Genomic DNA, 17,207 nt, shown 5'->3' with positions numbered 1-17,207 from the left:
GGAAAATGTTTTGATTACAAAATCGCTACATATGAAATTGAAGGAGAATAAAAATGGCAAAGGAAATTAAATTTGGCACAGAGGCTAGAAAAGCATTAGAAACTGGTGTAAACCAGCTTGCAGATACAGTGAGCGTAACTTTAGGACCTAAGGGAAGAAATGTGGTACTTGACAAGAGTTATGGTGCACCTCTTCTTACAAACGATGGTGTTACTATTGCAAAAGAGATAGAACTGCCGGATGCATTTGAAAACATGGGAGCACAGCTTGTTAAAGAGGCAGCTACCAAGACAAATGATGTAGCAGGTGATGGTACTACTACAGCTACAGTGCTTGCACAGGCTATGATAAATGAAGGCATGAAAAACCTTGCAGCAGGTGCAAATCCTATCATTCTTAGAAAGGGTATGAAGAAGGCTACAGAGTGTGCTGTAGAGGCTATTTCAAAAATGAGCAGCCCTGTAGAAGGTAAGTCTCATGTACAGAGAATTGCAGCTATTTCAGCAGGAGATGATGAGGTAGGCACCCTTGTAGCAGATGCCATGGAGAAGGTTAGCAAAGACGGTGTTATTACTGTTGAAGAGAGTAAGACTATGAGGACTGAGCTTGACCTTGTAGAGGGTATGCAGTTTGATAGAGGTTATGTATCAGCTTATATGTGTACTGATATGGATAAGATGGAGGCTGTACTGGACAACCCATATATTCTTATTACAGATAAGAAACTCAGCAACATTCAGGATGTACTTCCACTTCTTGAGCAGATTGTACAACAGGGTGCAAGACTTCTTATTATTGCAGAAGATGTTGAGGGAGAGGCTCTTACAACACTTGTAATAAATAAACTTCGTGGAACATTTAATGTAGTAGCTGTTAAGGCTCCGGGTTATGGTGATAGAAGAAAAGAAATGCTCCAGGATATAGCTATCCTTACAGGTGGACAGGTTATTTCAAGTGAGGTAGGCCTTGAGCTTAAGGATGCTACTCTTGAGCAGCTTGGACGTGCTAAGAGCGTAAAGGTACAGAAAGAAAATACAATTATAGTTGATGGTGAGGGTGATTCTGAGGAGATTAAGTCAAGAGTTACTCAGATTAGAAGTCAGATTGAAGAAACAACTTCTGATTTTGATAGGGAGAAACTTCAGGAAAGACTTGCTAAACTTGCAGGAGGTGTTGCTGTTATTCGTGTAGGTGCAGCTACAGAGGCAGAGATGAAAGAGAATAAACTTCGTATGGAGGATGCTCTTGCAGCTACTAAGGCAGCTATTGAAGAAGGAATCATTGCAGGTGGTGGTTCAGCCTATATCCACGCTACAAAAGAGGTAGAAAAACTTGCAACCACACTTGAAGGTGATGAGAAGACAGGAGCAAAGGTAGTACTTAAGGCTCTTGAGGCTCCACTCTTTAAGATAGCGGCTAATGCAGGCCTTGAAGGTGCTGTAATTATAAGTAAGGTAAAAGAGGGTAAGGTAGGTTTTGGTTTTGATGCACTTAAGGAAGAATATGTTGACCTTGTAAGTGCAGGAATCCTTGATCCTGTTAAGGTAACCAGAAGTGCACTTCAGAACGCAACCAGTGTAGCATCTACACTTCTTACTACTGAGAGCCTTGTTGCAGATATCAAAGAAACAGCTCCGGCAGCTCCGGTAGGAATGGGTGCACCGGGCATGGGAATGATGTAATGATAAAAGGAGTGAAAGTCTGCAACTCCGATGTAAGCTTGCTTACAAGAGGAGTTGCCAGCTTTTACTCCGCCAACAATACGAGCAAGTAGCCATTTTTCGCTAGAAAAATGAGCGGATTGCGAGTGTTGTTGTAGGACTGCGAGAGTGCGAAGCACGAAGCAGTCCGGTATCATTAATAGTACAACCAAATTAAGAGCCTCCATTTGCAATCTTACTTGCAAACGGAGGCTCCTGCTATGAAAAGAAAGGGTTATGGCAAAAACAAATTCTCTTTATCCATACTTTTCAAAATAATATCATACTCCTTATCAGTGATATTATATAATTTTGCAACTCTCAAATCCAATTCATTATAAAGCTTTATTGTTCTAAAGGTATCTACCTTGATTCCCAGTCGCAGTATCTTATCTACGATTTCAATAATCTTATTTTGCTCCTCTACTCCAACAACAGGAATAGGGATTTTTTCTATGTGTGACCTTAATACTTTTACAGAATCAAACATTTTTCTAAAATAAAACTGTACTACTCTTGAATTAAGTATTCCCATTACATACTTAGTATAAAGCCCCGGAATTTGAGGGATTAGTACATTACAGCTATTAAGTGTAAGTGTGCTTTTATTATCGTAGGCCATAACTATTTGATTACAGATGAAACGGTATATGAGTTTTTCTTTAACTCTGTAATGTTCTGTAGGAGCAACCTGTTGATAGAGTTCAGGTTTAAATTCTATGTATTTTGAAGGATTTTTGGACTTATACTTAAATACATTATTACCACTAAGGATTTGCTCATTTTTATCTGATTTAGTATCAGAGAGAAATCTCTTGTTATCTCCGGTGATGATGCCAAGTGCAAAGGTCGACTGGCCGGCTAGTGTGGTATGTCCAAGAGTAGCCTCGATTTTTTGTATTATCATATATTCATCGTCAGTGGTATTGAAAGAGCAATACTCAGCATTCATCTTTCGTTCAATATCAATAGTATATTCTCTGTGCCCTTCATTAATTCTCATACCAAGGGCTGAAAAAGGAAGTCCGGTATATTTCATCTGCAAGATGATACTTGGACAGTTTACGCTGTCGAAGGCCTTGCTTAAAAATTCAATATAATCAAAAGAACATTTTTCAAATATAATTTTTCTTATAGGTGTATGCGACTTAACATTTAATATAGCATGAGGAAGAATAAATGAAAGAGTCCCATTCATCTTTAAATTGCTTAAGGCCTGTTCAATAAATATATCATAAGACTCTATCGACAGGGTGGTTGCACAGTTGAATTTATCATGAAGTTTGATTTTTTCATCATGTGAATAATGATAACCCCAAGGAGGGTTGCCAAGTATATAATCAAACTTCTTATTTTTAGGGAAATAGAGATAATCGGATTCGGTGATATGGCTGTAAATTAATTGTTTGTCACTCAGCCTGTATCTAAATGCGTAATTGATTCTGGCAAGTTTTACGCTCAAAGGATCTATATCGTTTGCGTATACATTGTTGTAGTCAAAACTGTCCGGAAATTGCAAAATAAAATTTCCTGTGCCACAGCAAGGGTCGAAAATTTTCTTGTCATCCATCTTATCAGAAAGTGTTAAGTTGTGACATAATCTTTTGGCAACTTTGGAAGGTGTGTAGTAACAACCTTGTACCTTTCTTTCACGAGAACTTTTTAACGAAATATATAGCAGACCGATAACATCGACATCTTTCTCGTAGTAATAGTCTTTTGTAAAAAGTTCAGGATACTCATCAATGATGTCTGACACACCTTCAATACCGTCTATGAGGTCATTAATCAAAAAGCTATATGGCTCAGGCAGATATTCGTTGTTTATAAAAGCCTTTAAGACAGGTATATTAATAGACGAATCTGACATTGACAGTATGAGCTTTAAGGCGCAGTCGGCTATGATGGATAGTAAGAGGTCATTTGTAATTTCAATGTTGTTTTCATCAACAAAATTTACTATTTCTTGAACAGGAGCAAGATTTTTTGAATCATTAGGTATATAAGAGTAATATAAGCCTCTACCTGAAACAAATTTTTTGTTGCGCCTGCTTTTTAAGGCAGTATTATTCCCACTGGAAATATCTGCTTTAAGTTTCTGCATATAATCTATGGAAAAATATGTTGTGCCGAGTTTGTCAGGAATCAGTTTACCCAATTTTATCCAGTTTTTAGCTGTTGCCTCTGAAATAGATAATTCCCTGCACACATCAGCAAGAGAAAGCATTTTCTCATCGGACTGTCTTTTCATGTCGAACCTCCTCTGTACTAAGCTGTTAATAGGTTATGATTAAATTTTGTTTTTCCTACTTCTATTATAGTCTTAAATAAGACCATTGTCGATAAAAATATTATATTTTAAAAATAAACATCAATAAGCTATTTTACACTCCGTTATCATTAATTAAGGAATTATTTTGAAAAAAGTTAAACAAAAAACTTAAAAGTGATTTATAATGATATAAAAGATAAAGTTCTAAAAAGAGTTTTGATAATATTTTAGGAGGGAAGATATGGACTTTCAATTTTGGCTTATGGCATTTATAATATTGGTTGTAATGGAGTTCTTAACAATGGGGCTTACAACTATTTGGTTCGCAGTAGGTGCTTTGGTAGCTTTTTTTGCAAGTTTATTCGGGGTATCACTTTGGGTTCAGATTATTTTATTTTTAGTAATATCACTTGTGGTACTGGTAGTTTATAGACCACTTGCAGTAAAATATGTAAACTCACGCAGGACTAAAACAAATGTTGATGATTTAATTGGTAAAGAGGCAAAGGTTGTAGAATTAATTAATAATTTAAATCAGACAGGCAGGGTAGTTTTAAATGGAATGGACTGGTCTGCAAGAACTACCATAGGTGGAATTATAGAAGTAGATACTATAGTAAAGGTAGTAGATGTTCAGGGTGTTAAGCTCATAGTAGAACCTGTCATTACAGATGGAATTATAAATTTTGGTAGAAATACAGTTCAAGGGTAACATGTGATTGTAATAGTATAGCTAATTGTGTAAAATGTAGGAGGGTTATGCCCAATACATATAAATAAAAAAGAAAAGAGGTATTTCTATGGGAGCGTTATTAAATGTACAATTTCTTTCATTGACATTGGTTGCAATAGTTATAATCTTGATATTTGCATCCTGTATTAAGATTGTGCCACAGGCAACAGCCATGGTTATTGAAAGACTTGGAGGCTATCAGGATACTTGGCATGTAGGTATTCATGTAAAAATGCCTTTCATTGACAGAGTAGCAAAGAGAGTTACCTTAAAAGAACAGGTAGCGGACTTCCCACCACAGCCTGTTATTACAAAGGATAATGTGTCTATTAGGATAGATACTGTTATTTTCTATCAGATAACAGACCCTAAGCTCTATGCTTACGGTGTAGAAAGTCCTATTTCAGCCCTTGAAAATCTTACAGCTACTACACTTCGTAATATCATAGGTGACCTTGAACTTGATGAAACGCTTACATCTCGTGAAACCATCAATACACAGATGCGTTCTACACTTGATGTTGCAACAGACCCTTGGGGAATTAAGGTAAACAGAGTAGAGCTTAAGAATATTATGTGTCCTCCTGACATTCAGGGAGCAATGGAGAAACAGGCTAAGGCGGAGCGAGAGAGAAGAGCTGCTGTTACCAGTGCAGAGGGTGAGAAGAAGGCAGCCATCCTTGTAGCAGAAGGTAAGAAGGAGTCTACTATTCTTGAGGCAGAGGCTGAAAAAGCCGCTCAGATTCTTCGTGCAGAGGCTAAGAAGGAGGCTACAATTCGTGAGGCTGAAGGTCAGGCGCAGGCTATACTTGCAGTACAGAAAGCTAATGCAGACGGTATTAAACTTCTTAATGAGTCAGCTCCGTCAGGCGAGGTAATCAAACTTAAAGGTTTGGAGGCATTTGGAAGGGCAGCAGACGGCAAGGCTACTAAGATTATTATTCCATCAGAGATACAGGGACTTGCAGGACTTGTAAGCGGAATAACTGAAGTGGCAGCACAGGCTAAGAAACAGGCAGAGGAATAATTAGAGAATAAATTTCACAAGATGTTTTGTGAATAATTTGGGATAAATAAAAAAACATATAATAGTTTTACATCAATAAAATCAGCTTATATCTTACTAAGGTATGGCTGATTTTATTTTGTTTAATAGGATACAATATTTACAACAAAGTTTGATATATGATATTATAGGACAGAAATTTTAGATAAGATAATTTTAGGAGAAAATATGAATTTACTTACAGCAGAAAATATATCGAAAAGTTTTAACTCCGACAAAATTTTATTCGATAATATTTCTTTAGGTATAAATGAAGGAGATAAGATAGGGCTTATCGGCATAAATGGTACAGGAAAATCTACCCTTTTAAGAATCCTTGCAGGAGCAGAAGAAACAGACAGTGGAAAGCTTACCAAGGGGAACTCGGTTCGTATATCCTATCTTCCACAAAATCCTGAATTTGATGAAGATGAAAGTGTTATTTCAGAAGTTATAAAAGGAAAGCAGGCCAAAAATGAATTTTGGGATTTAGAGGGAGAGGCAAGAAGTTTGCTTGCTAAATTTGAAATAAATGATGTGGAAGAAAAGATAGCTACACTTTCAGGAGGTCAGAAAAAAAGGGCTGCTCTGGTGCGTACTCTTCTTGATGATGCTGAAATTCTTATTTTAGATGAGCCTACCAACCACCTTGATACAGCTATGTCGGAGTGGCTTGAGGACTATCTGAAAAAAATGAAACAGGCTTTATTTATAATTACACATGATAGATATTTCTTAGACCAAGTTACAAATAGAATAGTAGAACTCACACATGGAAAGCTGTACTCCTATGTGGGCGGATATATGAAGTATTTGGAACTGAAAGCTGAGCGAGAAGAAATGGAGGTTGCAACCGAGAGAAAAAATGCGGCTATTTACAAGAAGGATCTAGCTTGGATGATGAGAGGAGCAAGGGCTCGTTCGACTAAGCAGAAAGCACATATAGAAAGATTTGAAGAGCTGAAAAACAGGGATAAAATTATAGTAGATAAGGAAGTAACTGTTGATTCGGTATCGAGCAGACTTGGAAAACAGATTATAGAAATTTATAATATTTCAAAATCTTATGGAGATAAAATCCTGTTTACGGATTTCACCTATTTATTTAGAAGAACTGACAGGATTGGTATTGTAGGAAAGAACGGTTCAGGGAAATCTACGCTGTTAAAAACGATTCTGGGACAGGTACAACCTGACAGTGGTAATATAGTTATAGGGCAGACAGCAAAAATAGGCTATTTTTCACAGGATTCGGGAGAACTTAATCCAAGTCAGACAATTATAGAGTCGGCAAAAGACATAGCGGAGTTTGTAAAGACAAAGGATGGAATGATTTCTGCAAGTAAGATGCTTGAGAGATTTCTTTTTGAGGGTGCAATGCAGTATACAAAGATAGAGAAACTGTCGGGAGGGGAACGAAGAAGACTTGCTCTTTTACATACTCTTATTTTAGCACCTAATATTCTTATTTTGGATGAGCCTACCAATGATTTGGATATAACTACGCTGTCGATTTTAGAGGATTATCTTGACAGCTTTGAAGGAGTAGTAATCACAGTATCGCATGACAGATATTTCTTAGATAGAGTTGCAAATAGAATATTTTCTTTTGAGAATGGGGAGATAAGACTCTATGAAGGAGGGTACAGCGATTTTATTGCAAAGGCCACACCTAAGGCAGAGGAAGTAAAGACAGAGAAAAAAGAAAGTGATGCTAAAAGGGACTGGAAGGCAAACAAAGTGGTTAAACTTAAGTTTACTTACGCTGAACAAAAAGAGTTTGAAACAATAGACGAAGACATTGAAAAGTTAAATGAGGCTTTAGAGAACATCGATACAGAGATAGCTGAAAATGCTACAAGGTATGGAAGGTTAAATGAACTGATGGTGGAGAAAGAAAAATTAGAAAAAGAACTGGAATACAAGGAAGAAAGGTGGTTATATCTTACAGAACTTAATGAAAAGATACAGACCGGAGGAAGGTAGATGCAAGTTACATCATTTGTATTAAAGATAGTTGCAATAATCAGTATGTTAATCGACCATACAACAGAGGCTCTTTATAATATCATTCCGGGGGAATGGTGGGAATTGTACGATATGGGAAGAAGATTAGGCAGGTCAGCCTTTCCTTTATTTTGCTTTATGATTGTAGAAGGATATTATCATACAAGGAATAAATGGAGGTATTTGGGAAGTTTGGTTCTGCTTGCCATCGTATCAGAACTGCCTTTTGATGCCATGTTTTCAAGGACTGATTTTAGGCTCGACTTTGGCTACCAAAATGTGTTTTTCACTCTTGCCCTAGGCTTATTTACAATCATTTTGGTTGATGGTGTAAATGAAAAAATAAAAAATATCATTTTAAGTATTATTTTACAAATTATAATAATTTTACCTATGATGCTTGTAGGGCTTGAAATATCGTCAGATTATGGAGTATTTGGTCTTATTTTAATACTTGCAATTTATTATTTTGAAAAAATACAAGCAGTGCTTGTAAAAATCAATAGGAAATTCGAAGTAGAGAGAACAAAATTTATACTGGCAGGGATTGCAGTTTTTATTTGGCTTGTAAGTTACGATTCATTTGCCGGTAGAATAACTGAAACATTTGGTCTTCCGGCAGTTATCTTGATTATGCTCTACAACGGAAAAAGAGGGGAGTATAAGATACCTAAATATGTATTTTACCTTTTTTATCCTATACACCTGATTCTGCTTTATTTTATGAGAAAGGTGCTTGAAGGCTGATGAAATGTGTAGTGGTCTGTCTTGAAACTCTGCCTGAAAAAGAGATTTATTTTATAAGAAATATTTTTAAAGGCTTTGAAATAACATATATAGAATGTCAAACATTTGACGATATTTTCAAAATAAATGAACTTAAAGACGGCATGCTTATTATTTCTTCAAAAAAATTTACTGTAAAGGTTATAAATACTGCTTTAGTGACTGTAGTATATGATGAAAATGAAGGAAAGGGTCTGCCCTATGGAATTGATCTGATAGTGGGAAGTTTTGAAGAGATGGAAACTGATTTTTTGATAAGGCTCTATCGGCATAAACTAGGCATTCCCTGCACAATAGCAGTTACAAATAGGATAGTAATTAGGGAACTTTGCATAGGAGATATTGATGAGGTTATCAAAATAAGCAGACAGAAACATATACTGGAGTTTGTGGCAGATGGGAGAATGCCTGAGAATGAGCAGAGGGAGAAATTGTTAGCATATATTGAAAATATTTACCGATTTTATGATTATGGAATTTGGGGAATATTTGATAAAATTAATAATACTCTTTTAGGTGCTGTCAGTTTGGATTTGTTGGCACATGGCGAAGATGCGGAGTATGAAATAGGCTTTTTTATAAGGGAAGAAATGCAAGGACAGGGTTATGGAATGGAAGTTATAAATGCAGTTATAAGTTATGCAAAAAAAAGAATAGGAATTGTAGGACTTACAGCTGTAACAAAGAGAGAAAACATAGGAGCAATAAAATTACTTACTAAATGTGGATTTAAAAGGAGGGAACAAGATGGAACTGCCAAAGGATGCAACTATACTTTTGAGTTATATTAACACACAGCTGAGAGATTTTTACCCAAGCCTTGAGGAGTTTTGCAAGGCAAAAGGGGTAGAAAGAAGTTATATAATTGAACAGTTGGAAAAGATTGATTATGTGTATGATGAGGGACTTAATAAGTTTGTATAAATTATAACAAAAAATAGCTAATAGAGTAAAATTATTGCAAAGGAGGGAAAACCATGAAAAATATAATTAAAAAGGCATTTATAGTATCTGCGTTTGTTATGATAATCAGTTTGCTTTCGACAGGGAAAGTGTTTGCAAAGCCGAAGTATGATTTTATATCTGCTTTTAATGAAGGAATGGCTGTGGTGAAAGTGGACAACAAATACGGATATATAGATAAGACAGGAAAAGAAGTAGTAAAGCCGAAGTACGATGAGGCATATCGTTTCTGTGAAGGACTTGCTATGGTAAGAATAAAGGGCAGGCATGGTTTTGTAGACAAGACAGGAAAGGAAGTAGCTAAGCTGAAGTATAGTTCGGCAGATGAATTTAATGAAGGACTTGCAATGGTAGGGGTAAATAGTAAACTTGGTTTCATAGATAAAAAGGGAAAATTAGTAATAAAACCTAAGTATGATGAAAGCGGATTTTTCTCAGATGGCTTAGCCTTTGTGAGTATAGGCGATAAATATGGCTACATAGATAAGAAAGGAAAAGAGGTAATAAAGTTAAAGTACAGCTTAGCAGATTTTTTTTCAGAGGGGCGTGCAGTAGTTGTTGTAGAATATAAATGTGGTCATATAGATAAATATAAATGTGGTTATATAGATAAAAAGGGGAAAATGGTAATAAAACCTAAGTATGATGAAGCGGATTATTTCAATGAGGGGCGTGCTGTGGTAGGTATGAAACGCAAATACGGCTACATAGATAAGGCAGGAAAAGAAGTAGTAAAGCTAAAATATGATGCAGCCTATTACTTCACTAACGGTATGGCTATTGTAGAAATAGGAAAAAAATGTGGATACATAGATAAAACAGGAAAAGAGGTAGTAAAGCCGAAGTATGATAGCGCAGGTTTTTTCAGTGAAGGCTTGGCATGGGTTGTTATGAAAGGTAAATATGGAGTCATAGACAAAAAAGGTAAGGAGATATTAAAGCCTAAGTATGATTATGCAGTTGAATTCAGTGATGGCTATGCTCTTGTGAATAAAGGAGATAAATACGGCTACATAGATAAAACAGGAAAAGAAGTGCTGAAACTGCAATATGATGAGGCATCTTCCTTTGAAAATGGAATAGCTCCTGTAAGAATAAAAAATAACTGGTATATTATTAATAAAAAAGGTAAAATTTTAGCCACTATATAATCTTTATAAAAATTTAACTTTAAATATGAGTTTTTATATGCTATGATATGTAGTATTAAAAACTACATGCAAGGAGTAGCATATGTCATATTTAATTTTATGTGATAGTGGAGCGGATTTAACAGATGAATTAAAGGCAAAAGAGGAAGTTATAAAAGTTCCTTTAAGCTTGATGCTTGGAGATGAGGTTTTTGTAGACGATGAGAATTTGGATGCCCTAGATTTTCTTAAGAAAATGAAAAACTATCCGGATACCCCTAAGTCGGCTTGCCCTTCACCAGAAGATTACTTAAAACATTTTGACAAGGCTGACGAGGTATATATAATAACTATATCTTCTAAGCTGTCAGCCTCATACAATTCAGCTAAGATTGCAATAGATATGTACCATGAGGAAAAAGGAAAGAATAAGATATACCTGATAGACTCCAAGGGAGCTGCAGCTACTCAGGCATTGCTTGCCAATAAAATAGTAGAGCTTAAAAATGCCGGAGCAGATTATGATGAGACTGTAAAAGGGGTAGAAGAGCTTAATGCGAAAAAACAGACAACTTTTGTTCTGGAAACCCTTGAAAATCTTAGAAAAAATGGAAGGCTTACAGGGCTTAAGGCTTTCATTGCAGAGGCACTTAATATAAAACCTATTATGACTACTGATGAAGAGGGTAATATAATTAAAGCTGACCAAGCGAGGGGAATTAATAAGGCCTGTGTAGCTCTTGCTGATTTAACAGCTAAGCACGCAATAGAAACAGGAAGTAAGGCACTTGTAATTTCTCACTGTAATTGTTCTGAGAGAGCAGAAAAAATAAAAGCAATGCTTGAAGAAAAACATAAATTTGAAAAAGTAGATATTGTACCGACAGGAGGGATTGCTACTCTTTATGCGGCAGAAGGTGGCATAATTATAGGCTGTTAAAAGTGTAATATTTAAATATAAAAAAGAAGAATCCTGATTAAAGGGTTCTTCTTTTTTATAAAGGGCTACTGATCGGACTCGAACCGACGGCCTGCTGATTACGAATCAGCTGCTCCACCAACTGAGCTACAGTAGCAAATTGCCCTGCTATTATAACTTAAAAAATATAAAATGTAAAGAGTAAGGTGTTTACAAAGAATAAGAACTATGATATAAAACTAAGTATGCGTTTGTAGCTCAGTCGGATAGAGCACCGACTTCCGAAGTCGGGTGTCGCAGGTTCGAATCCTGTCAGACGCATTTTTTATATTTTAAAATAAAAAATATGGTAACTTTGACAAAAAAATATCAGAATATAGTGAATTGATACTTGATATTTTTCTCTATTCAAGTTAGAATAATAGATAAGTTTGATAACCCGAATCATTCACGCCATAGGTCACAGACCTATCATATTGTATAGTATGTTAGAGTCAACAGTTTTTGGTCTGTGACTATGGGGGGATATTACCAAACATCTGTAAAATATCGTAATTTCGAGCCTTCGGCTTGATTACGATATTTCACAAGATGTTTCGTGAATAATTTGGGATAAACAATATCAACATATATATTTAGGAGGATACTAAAATGGCAGTTAAAGTTGCAATTAATGGTTTTGGCCGTATTGGCCGTCTTGCATTCAGACAGATGTTTGGACATGAAGGTTCAGAAATCGTAGCTATCAACGATCTTACAGATCCTAAGATGCTCGCTCACCTTCTTAAGTATGATTCATCACAGGGTAAATATGCACTTGCTGATAAGGTTACAGCTGGTGAGGATAGCATCACAGTTGATGGTAAGACAATCAAAATTTATAAAGAGAAGGATGCAAATAACCTTCCTTGGGGAGAGCTTGGAGTAGATGTTGTACTTGAGTGTACAGGTTTCTATACAAGCAAAGAAAAATCACAGGCACACATCAATGCCGGTGCTAAGAAAGTTGTTATCTCTGCTCCTGCTGGAAACGATCTTCCTACTATCGTATATAATGTAAACCACGAGAATCTTAAGGCAGAGGATGATATTATTTCTGCAGCTTCTTGTACAACAAACTGCCTTGCACCTATGGCTAAGGCACTTAATGACTTCGCTCCTATCCAGAGTGGTATTATGTCAACCATCCACGCTTATACAGGTGATCAGATGACACTTGACGGACCTCATCCAAAGGGAGATTTAAGAAGAGCAAGAGCAGCAGCAGCTAATATCGTTCCTAACAGCACAGGTGCAGCTAAGGCTATCGGTCTTGTTATTCCTGAGCTTAACGGCAAGCTTATTGGTTCTGCACAGAGAGTTCCTGTTCCAACAGGTTCAACAACTCTTCTTTATGCAGTAGTTAAGAGTGATAAGGAAATCACAAAGGATGATGTAAATGCAGCTATGAAGAAGGCTTCTGATGCTGAGACCTTCGGTTACAATGAGGATCAGATCGTTTCTTCCGATATCGTTGGTATGACATACGGCTCACTCTTTGATGCTACTCAGACTATGGTATCTAAGACAGGTGACGGACTTTACCTTGTACAGGTTGTTTCATGGTATGATAATGAGAACTCATACACATCTCAGATGGTTAGAACAATTAAGTATTTTGAGAAGTTCGTGAAATAAATAAAATGCGGTTAAGCCGCCGAGGGCAATGGCTCTCGGTGGCTTTTTTAATAAGAACATTTTAACTAAAATAAAATGCTTGTTATATAAGGAGAATAAACCAATGGCAGGATTAAATAAGAAAAGTGTTGATGATATAAATGTTAAGGGTAAGAGAGTATTGGTTCGTTGTGATTTTAATGTGCCTCTTAAAGAGGGTAAAATTACTGATGAGAACCGTCTTGTAGCAGCTCTTCCTACAATTAAGAAACTCATAGCAGATGGTGGTAAGGTTATACTTTGTTCCCACCTTGGCAAACCAAAGGGAGAGCCAAAGCCGGAGCTTTCACTTGCTCCAGTAGCAGTAAGGCTTGCTGAACTTCTTGGTCAGCCTGTAAAATTTGCGGCTGATGACGAGGTTGTAGGAGCTAATGCTAAGGCAGCAGTAGAAACTATGCAGGATGGAGAAGTTGTACTTCTTCAGAATACTAGATACAGAAAAGAAGAAACTAAGAATGGTGAGGAGTTTTCAAAAGAACTTGCAAGCCTTGCAGATGTATTTGTAAACGATGCTTTCGGTACAGCTCATAGAGCTCACTGCTCAAATGTAGGTGTTACAGAGCATATTGATACCTGCGTGGTTGGTTATCTTATGAATAAGGAAATTGAGTTCCTTGGTAATGCGGTTGAAAATCCTAAGCGTCCTTTTGTGGCAATTCTCGGAGGAGCTAAGGTAGCAGACAAACTCAATGTAATCAACAATCTTCTTGAGAAGTGCGATACCCTCATTATAGGTGGTGGTATGGCTTATACCTTCCTTAAGGCTCAGGGCAAGGAGATAGGACTTTCACTTGTTGACAATGAAAAGGTTGATTATTGTAAAGAAATGCTTGAAAAGGCTGAAAAGCTTGGCAAGAAACTTCTTCTTCCTGTTGATTCTGTTACAATTAAAGAATTCCCTAATCCTATAGATGCACCTGTTGAAGTAGAAACTTACGATGCAGATAATATGCCTGCTGATAGAGAAGGCTGCGACATCGGTCCTAAGAGTGCAGAAATTTTTGCAAATGAAGTTAAGTCTGCTAAGACAGTTGTTTGGAATGGGCCTATGGGTGTATTCGAAAATCCTACACTTGCAGCAGGTACACTTGCAGTAGCTAAGGCTCTTTCAGAAACTGATGCAACTACAATCATAGGTGGTGGAGATTCAGCAGCAGCTGTAAACCAGATGGGCTTTGGCGATAAGATGAGCCATATTTCTACAGGTGGCGGTGCATCTCTTGAATTCCTTGAAGGTAAGGAACTTCCGGGTGTAGCAGCAGCTAACGATAAATAATAATTGTTAAATATTATACAATGTTTGTACTGATAATAAAAATACCCAGTCAAATATTTTGAAAGGTTAATACAATGAGAAGAAAAATAATTGCAGGCAACTGGAAGATGAATAAAACTCCTAGTGAGGCAGTTGCTTTAGTAAATGAGTTAAAAGACTTAGTTAAAAATGATGAAGTAGATGTAGTTTACTGTGTACCTGCTATTGACATAGTACCAGTGGTAGAGGCAGTTAAGGGAACTAATGTTAAAGTTGGTGCAGAAAATATGTACTTTGAGGAGAGCGGTGCTTACACAGGTGAGATTTCCGCAGCTATGCTTAAAGATGCAGGTGTAGAGTATGTAATTATCGGTCATTCTGAGAGAAGAGATTATTTTAAAGAAGATGATGTACTTCTTAATAAGAAGGTAAAGAAAGCTATTGAGGCAGGAATTACTCCTATACTTTGCTGTGGCGAAACACTTGAGCAGAGAGAGATGGGAATAGCAGTTGACTTTATCAGACTTCAGATAAAATCAGACTTAAAAGATGTTGCAGCAGCAGATGTAGCTAATCTTGTAATAGCTTATGAGCCTATTTGGGCTATCGGTACAGGTAAGACAGCTACAAGTGAGCAGGCTGAGGAAATCTGTAAGGCAGTTCGTGACTGCGTAAGAGAGATGTATGATGATGATACTGCTGAGAAGGTTCGTATTCAGTATGGCGGTTCTGTAAATGCAGGTAACGCAGCTGAACTATTTACAAAGCCAAATATTGATGGTGCTTTAGTAGGTGGAGCAAGCCTTAAGGCTGATTTTGGTAAGATTGTAAACTATAAGTAATGAATAAAAATAAAACCTTGATTATAGAAAAGTAGTACTATGTTGAGGGTAAGAAAATCTCACATCACAGTTTGAGTGGTGTGGGATTTTTTTGGCAAATATATTATTTTAGAGAAATTTAACTGAAAAGTAAATGAATATATATGGTAATATGATAAAATTAAGATTGTTAGCTTATGTTGCCTATATGAAAGTTCACTTTCAATATAGGCAAATACAGCTAACAATTAAAATATAGTTTATTATTCTAAATAAGGAGAAAAATATGAAGAAGAAAATAGCAATTTTAATGTGTGGAATTATGTCATTAACACTTTTTGCCTGCGGAAGTAAAAATGATTCTAAAAGCAGTGCAAATATGCCAACTACAAGTGCATCACAGAGTAAAAGTATTACATCAAGTGCAAATAGTTCTAAAAGTAGTAGCAGTTCTATAGAAACAGATATCTCTAATATGAAGATGACTGAACTCTTAGGCAAAATATGTGAAGGTACTAAGGTACCTGCCAATGATGTATTTGATTTAGATAAGGATAGTTTTGAAACATATAGTTTTATTAAATGGTCTGATGGAATTAAAGCTGTGTGTTCAGAAGGTCAGATTAGTACAGATGCACATTCATTAGTGCTTATAAAAGTAAATGGAGCTGACGCAAAGACTATGGCTGAAGATATAGCTAAAAATGCAGACCCAAGAAAATGGATTTGTGTTGGTGCAGAAAAAAGTGGTGTTTTATATACCGATAAGTATGTATTGCTTGCCATGACCTATGAAAAAGTTTTTGATGGGATTAAGGCTAATTTTGAAAAGATTATGAACAAAGATGAAGTAAAGGTAATAGACATGGATAAATCCGGTAAGTTGGAATAGTTGAAAGGAAATTAAATGGAGTTAAAGAAAACAAAACAGCCTATTATGGGGTTAGCTGCATTACTTATAGTATTTTTTCATCTATTTCCACTTTCAAGAAGTAATGATACAATAAATAGTGTAATAAGATATATTGTAATGACAGGCTATGTCGGCGTAGATATTTTCTTTTTTATGGCTGGATATATGGCATATTTTTCAAAGACAGATGATTATTTTCAGTATATAAAAAGAAAATTTAAGAATGTGTATCCGATATTTATAGTTTCCTGTATTTTATTTATAATAATGGGTAAACTTTCAATTACAAAAGGCTTGTTTACAGTTATAGGGGTTGATTTTATTATAAATGGGGGTGGCTCATTACTTTGGTTCATACCGGGGATTATGGTATTTTATCTAGTTATACCATTTTATCTTAAGCTAGTAAGAAAAGTAAATAATGCAAGTTTATTTGGACTATCTATTGTAGTATGGGCGATAACAATGGTCTTACTTGAGAGTGTTACCGATAACCATAGTATCAATATATTTTTATGCAGACTTCCTATTATTCTGCTGGGACTTATGCTGGCAAAGTATGAGGGAAGATGGAAGACTAATTATAAGCTTGTTTCAGCCTTATTGTTACTAGGACTTGGAGTATTTTTTACATTTAAATTTGCATATATGGTAAAGCTGAAATTTTTGATAAGTGAGGTTTTTTACATAGCTGTAATACCTTATGTAATGGGAATAATAATGCTTGCAGATGTAATTTTTACAAAGATAAAATCTTATCTACTTAATTCATTGGGGAAAATTTCGCTAGAATTATACTGCTTTCAAATGATTTTCGGAAGTTTGATTTTTGGCGTGGTAATAAGGTATGTAAACAGCAAGATTTTAGCTTTTGGAATAGTGTTTACGGTTATTTTAATATTATCATACCTCATTAGTACAGGAAGAAAAAGGATTTAATAACAAGG

At 35.9% G+C, this 17,207-nt stretch carries 15 protein-coding genes and 2 tRNA genes; 15 read left to right on the top strand and 2 right to left on the bottom strand.

Going from position 1 to position 17,207, the window contains the following annotated elements; translation table 11 throughout:
- Nucleotides 1–53 precede the first annotated feature (53 nt).
- Nucleotides 54–1,682: a chaperonin GroEL gene (gene groL / locus ACTTG8_RS00235; protein WP_442560140.1), complete on the top strand. Its 1,629-nt coding sequence runs from the start codon at nt 54–56 to the stop codon at nt 1,680–1,682.
- A 253-nt stretch (nt 1,683–1,935) separates the two neighbouring features.
- On the opposite strand, the gene ACTTG8_RS00230 is transcribed toward groL, so the two are convergent.
- Nucleotides 1,936–3,951 carry a TaqI-like C-terminal specificity domain-containing protein gene (locus tag ACTTG8_RS00230; protein WP_442560139.1) on the bottom strand — a complete coding sequence of 672 codons (2,016 nt, stop codon included), beginning with the start codon at nt 3,949–3,951 and terminating at the stop codon, nt 1,936–1,938.
- A gap of 262 nt (nt 3,952–4,213) precedes the next feature.
- Between ACTTG8_RS00230 and ACTTG8_RS00225 the strand changes: the two genes are divergently transcribed.
- From ACTTG8_RS00225 to ACTTG8_RS00190, 8 genes are all read left to right on the top strand, one after another.
- On the top strand, nt 4,214–4,684 hold the full coding sequence (locus ACTTG8_RS00225) for an NfeD family protein (RefSeq protein ID WP_442560138.1): 471 nt from the start codon (nt 4,214–4,216) through the stop codon (nt 4,682–4,684).
- Nucleotides 4,685–4,772: 88 nt separating this feature from the next.
- Entirely contained in the window at nt 4,773–5,732 is a 960-nt protein-coding gene (locus ACTTG8_RS00220; protein WP_442560137.1) for an SPFH domain-containing protein, read from the top strand.
- Nucleotides 5,733–5,939: 207 nt separating this feature from the next.
- Nucleotides 5,940–7,736: an ABC-F family ATP-binding cassette domain-containing protein gene (locus tag ACTTG8_RS00215; protein ID WP_442560136.1), complete on the top strand. Its 1,797-nt coding sequence runs from the start codon at nt 5,940–5,942 to the stop codon at nt 7,734–7,736.
- Nucleotides 7,737–8,504 carry a TraX family protein gene (locus tag ACTTG8_RS00210; RefSeq protein WP_442560135.1) on the top strand — a complete coding sequence of 256 codons (768 nt, stop codon included), beginning with the start codon at nt 7,737–7,739 and terminating at the stop codon, nt 8,502–8,504.
- A complete protein-coding gene (locus ACTTG8_RS00205) occupies nt 8,504–9,334 on the top strand; it encodes a GNAT family N-acetyltransferase (protein ID WP_442560134.1) in 831 nt (276 codons plus the stop codon). The genes ACTTG8_RS00210 and ACTTG8_RS00205 overlap by 1 nt, the downstream gene beginning before the upstream one ends.
- Nucleotides 9,291–9,467, top strand: a complete 177-nt coding sequence (locus tag ACTTG8_RS00200; protein ID WP_442552055.1) for a DUF4250 domain-containing protein — start codon at nt 9,291–9,293, stop codon at nt 9,465–9,467. Before ACTTG8_RS00205 ends, ACTTG8_RS00200 begins: the two co-directional genes overlap by 44 nt.
- Before the next feature lie 53 nt (nt 9,468–9,520).
- Nucleotides 9,521–10,657, top strand: a complete 1,137-nt coding sequence (locus ACTTG8_RS00195) for a WG repeat-containing protein (protein ID WP_442560133.1) — start codon at nt 9,521–9,523, stop codon at nt 10,655–10,657.
- An 82-nt stretch (nt 10,658–10,739) separates the two neighbouring features.
- Nucleotides 10,740–11,576 carry a DegV family protein gene (locus tag ACTTG8_RS00190; RefSeq protein WP_442560132.1) on the top strand — a complete coding sequence of 279 codons (837 nt, stop codon included), beginning with the start codon at nt 10,740–10,742 and terminating at the stop codon, nt 11,574–11,576.
- Between the two features lie 63 nt (nt 11,577–11,639).
- Here the strand turns inward: ACTTG8_RS00190 and ACTTG8_RS00185 are convergent.
- Nucleotides 11,640–11,712: transfer RNA gene (locus ACTTG8_RS00185), tRNA-Thr, on the bottom strand.
- 90 nt (nt 11,713–11,802) lie between these two features.
- Between ACTTG8_RS00185 and ACTTG8_RS00180 the strand changes: the two genes are divergently transcribed.
- From ACTTG8_RS00180 to ACTTG8_RS00155, 6 genes are all read left to right on the top strand, one after another.
- Nucleotides 11,803–11,876 (top strand) — tRNA-Arg (locus ACTTG8_RS00180).
- Between the two features lie 330 nt (nt 11,877–12,206).
- Nucleotides 12,207–13,232, top strand: coding sequence for a type I glyceraldehyde-3-phosphate dehydrogenase (gene gap, locus ACTTG8_RS00175; RefSeq protein WP_442560131.1), 1,026 nt, complete (start codon nt 12,207–12,209; stop codon nt 13,230–13,232).
- 103 nt (nt 13,233–13,335) lie between these two features.
- Complete coding sequence (locus ACTTG8_RS00170) at nt 13,336–14,547, top strand: phosphoglycerate kinase (protein ID WP_442560130.1); 1,212 nt, start codon at nt 13,336–13,338, stop codon at nt 14,545–14,547.
- A gap of 74 nt (nt 14,548–14,621) precedes the next feature.
- A complete protein-coding gene (gene tpiA / locus ACTTG8_RS00165; RefSeq protein ID WP_442560129.1) occupies nt 14,622–15,368 on the top strand; it encodes a triose-phosphate isomerase in 747 nt (248 codons plus the stop codon).
- A gap of 265 nt (nt 15,369–15,633) precedes the next feature.
- Nucleotides 15,634–16,239 (top strand): hypothetical protein, encoded by a 606-nt coding sequence (locus tag ACTTG8_RS00160; protein WP_442560128.1) that lies wholly within the window; start codon nt 15,634–15,636, stop codon nt 16,237–16,239.
- Between the two features lie 15 nt (nt 16,240–16,254).
- Nucleotides 16,255–17,199 (top strand): acyltransferase family protein, encoded by a 945-nt coding sequence (locus ACTTG8_RS00155; protein WP_442560127.1) that lies wholly within the window; start codon nt 16,255–16,257, stop codon nt 17,197–17,199.
- Nucleotides 17,200–17,207 lie beyond the last annotated feature (8 nt).

The sequence above is a fragment of the Catonella sp. genome, assembly GCF_052173895.1.
Taxonomy (GTDB): domain Bacteria; phylum Bacillota; class Clostridia; order Lachnospirales; family Lachnospiraceae; genus Catonella.
Note: the sequence above shows the minus strand (reverse complement) of the source record. Positions and strands in the feature narration are given on the sequence as shown.

Excerpts from the sequence above, each read along its gene's own strand:
- ACTTG8_RS00195 (WP_442560133.1), top strand. The coding sequence starts at position 9,521 with ATGAAAAATATAATTAAAAAGGCATTTATAGTATCTGCGTTTGTTATG.
- ACTTG8_RS00170 (WP_442560130.1), top strand. The coding sequence starts at position 13,336 with ATGGCAGGATTAAATAAGAAAAGTGTTGATGATATAAATGTTAAGGGT.
- ACTTG8_RS00155 (WP_442560127.1), top strand. The coding sequence starts at position 16,255 with ATGGAGTTAAAGAAAACAAAACAGCCTATTATGGGGTTAGCTGCATTA.
- ACTTG8_RS00225 (WP_442560138.1), top strand. The coding sequence starts at position 4,214 with ATGGACTTTCAATTTTGGCTTATGGCATTTATAATATTGGTTGTAATG.
- ACTTG8_RS00215 (WP_442560136.1), top strand. The coding sequence starts at position 5,940 with ATGAATTTACTTACAGCAGAAAATATATCGAAAAGTTTTAACTCCGAC.
- ACTTG8_RS00230 (WP_442560139.1), bottom strand. The coding sequence starts at position 3,951 with ATGAAAAGACAGTCCGATGAGAAAATGCTTTCTCTTGCTGATGTGTGC.
- ACTTG8_RS00205 (WP_442560134.1), top strand. The coding sequence starts at position 8,504 with ATGAAATGTGTAGTGGTCTGTCTTGAAACTCTGCCTGAAAAAGAGATT.
- ACTTG8_RS00190 (WP_442560132.1), top strand. The coding sequence starts at position 10,740 with ATGTCATATTTAATTTTATGTGATAGTGGAGCGGATTTAACAGATGAA.
- tpiA (WP_442560129.1), top strand. The coding sequence starts at position 14,622 with ATGAGAAGAAAAATAATTGCAGGCAACTGGAAGATGAATAAAACTCCT.
- ACTTG8_RS00220 (WP_442560137.1), top strand. The coding sequence starts at position 4,773 with ATGGGAGCGTTATTAAATGTACAATTTCTTTCATTGACATTGGTTGCA.
- ACTTG8_RS00160 (WP_442560128.1), top strand. The coding sequence starts at position 15,634 with ATGAAGAAGAAAATAGCAATTTTAATGTGTGGAATTATGTCATTAACA.
- ACTTG8_RS00200 (WP_442552055.1), top strand. The coding sequence starts at position 9,291 with ATGGAACTGCCAAAGGATGCAACTATACTTTTGAGTTATATTAACACA.
- ACTTG8_RS00210 (WP_442560135.1), top strand. The coding sequence starts at position 7,737 with ATGCAAGTTACATCATTTGTATTAAAGATAGTTGCAATAATCAGTATG.
- gap (WP_442560131.1), top strand. The coding sequence starts at position 12,207 with ATGGCAGTTAAAGTTGCAATTAATGGTTTTGGCCGTATTGGCCGTCTT.
- groL (WP_442560140.1), top strand. The coding sequence starts at position 54 with ATGGCAAAGGAAATTAAATTTGGCACAGAGGCTAGAAAAGCATTAGAA.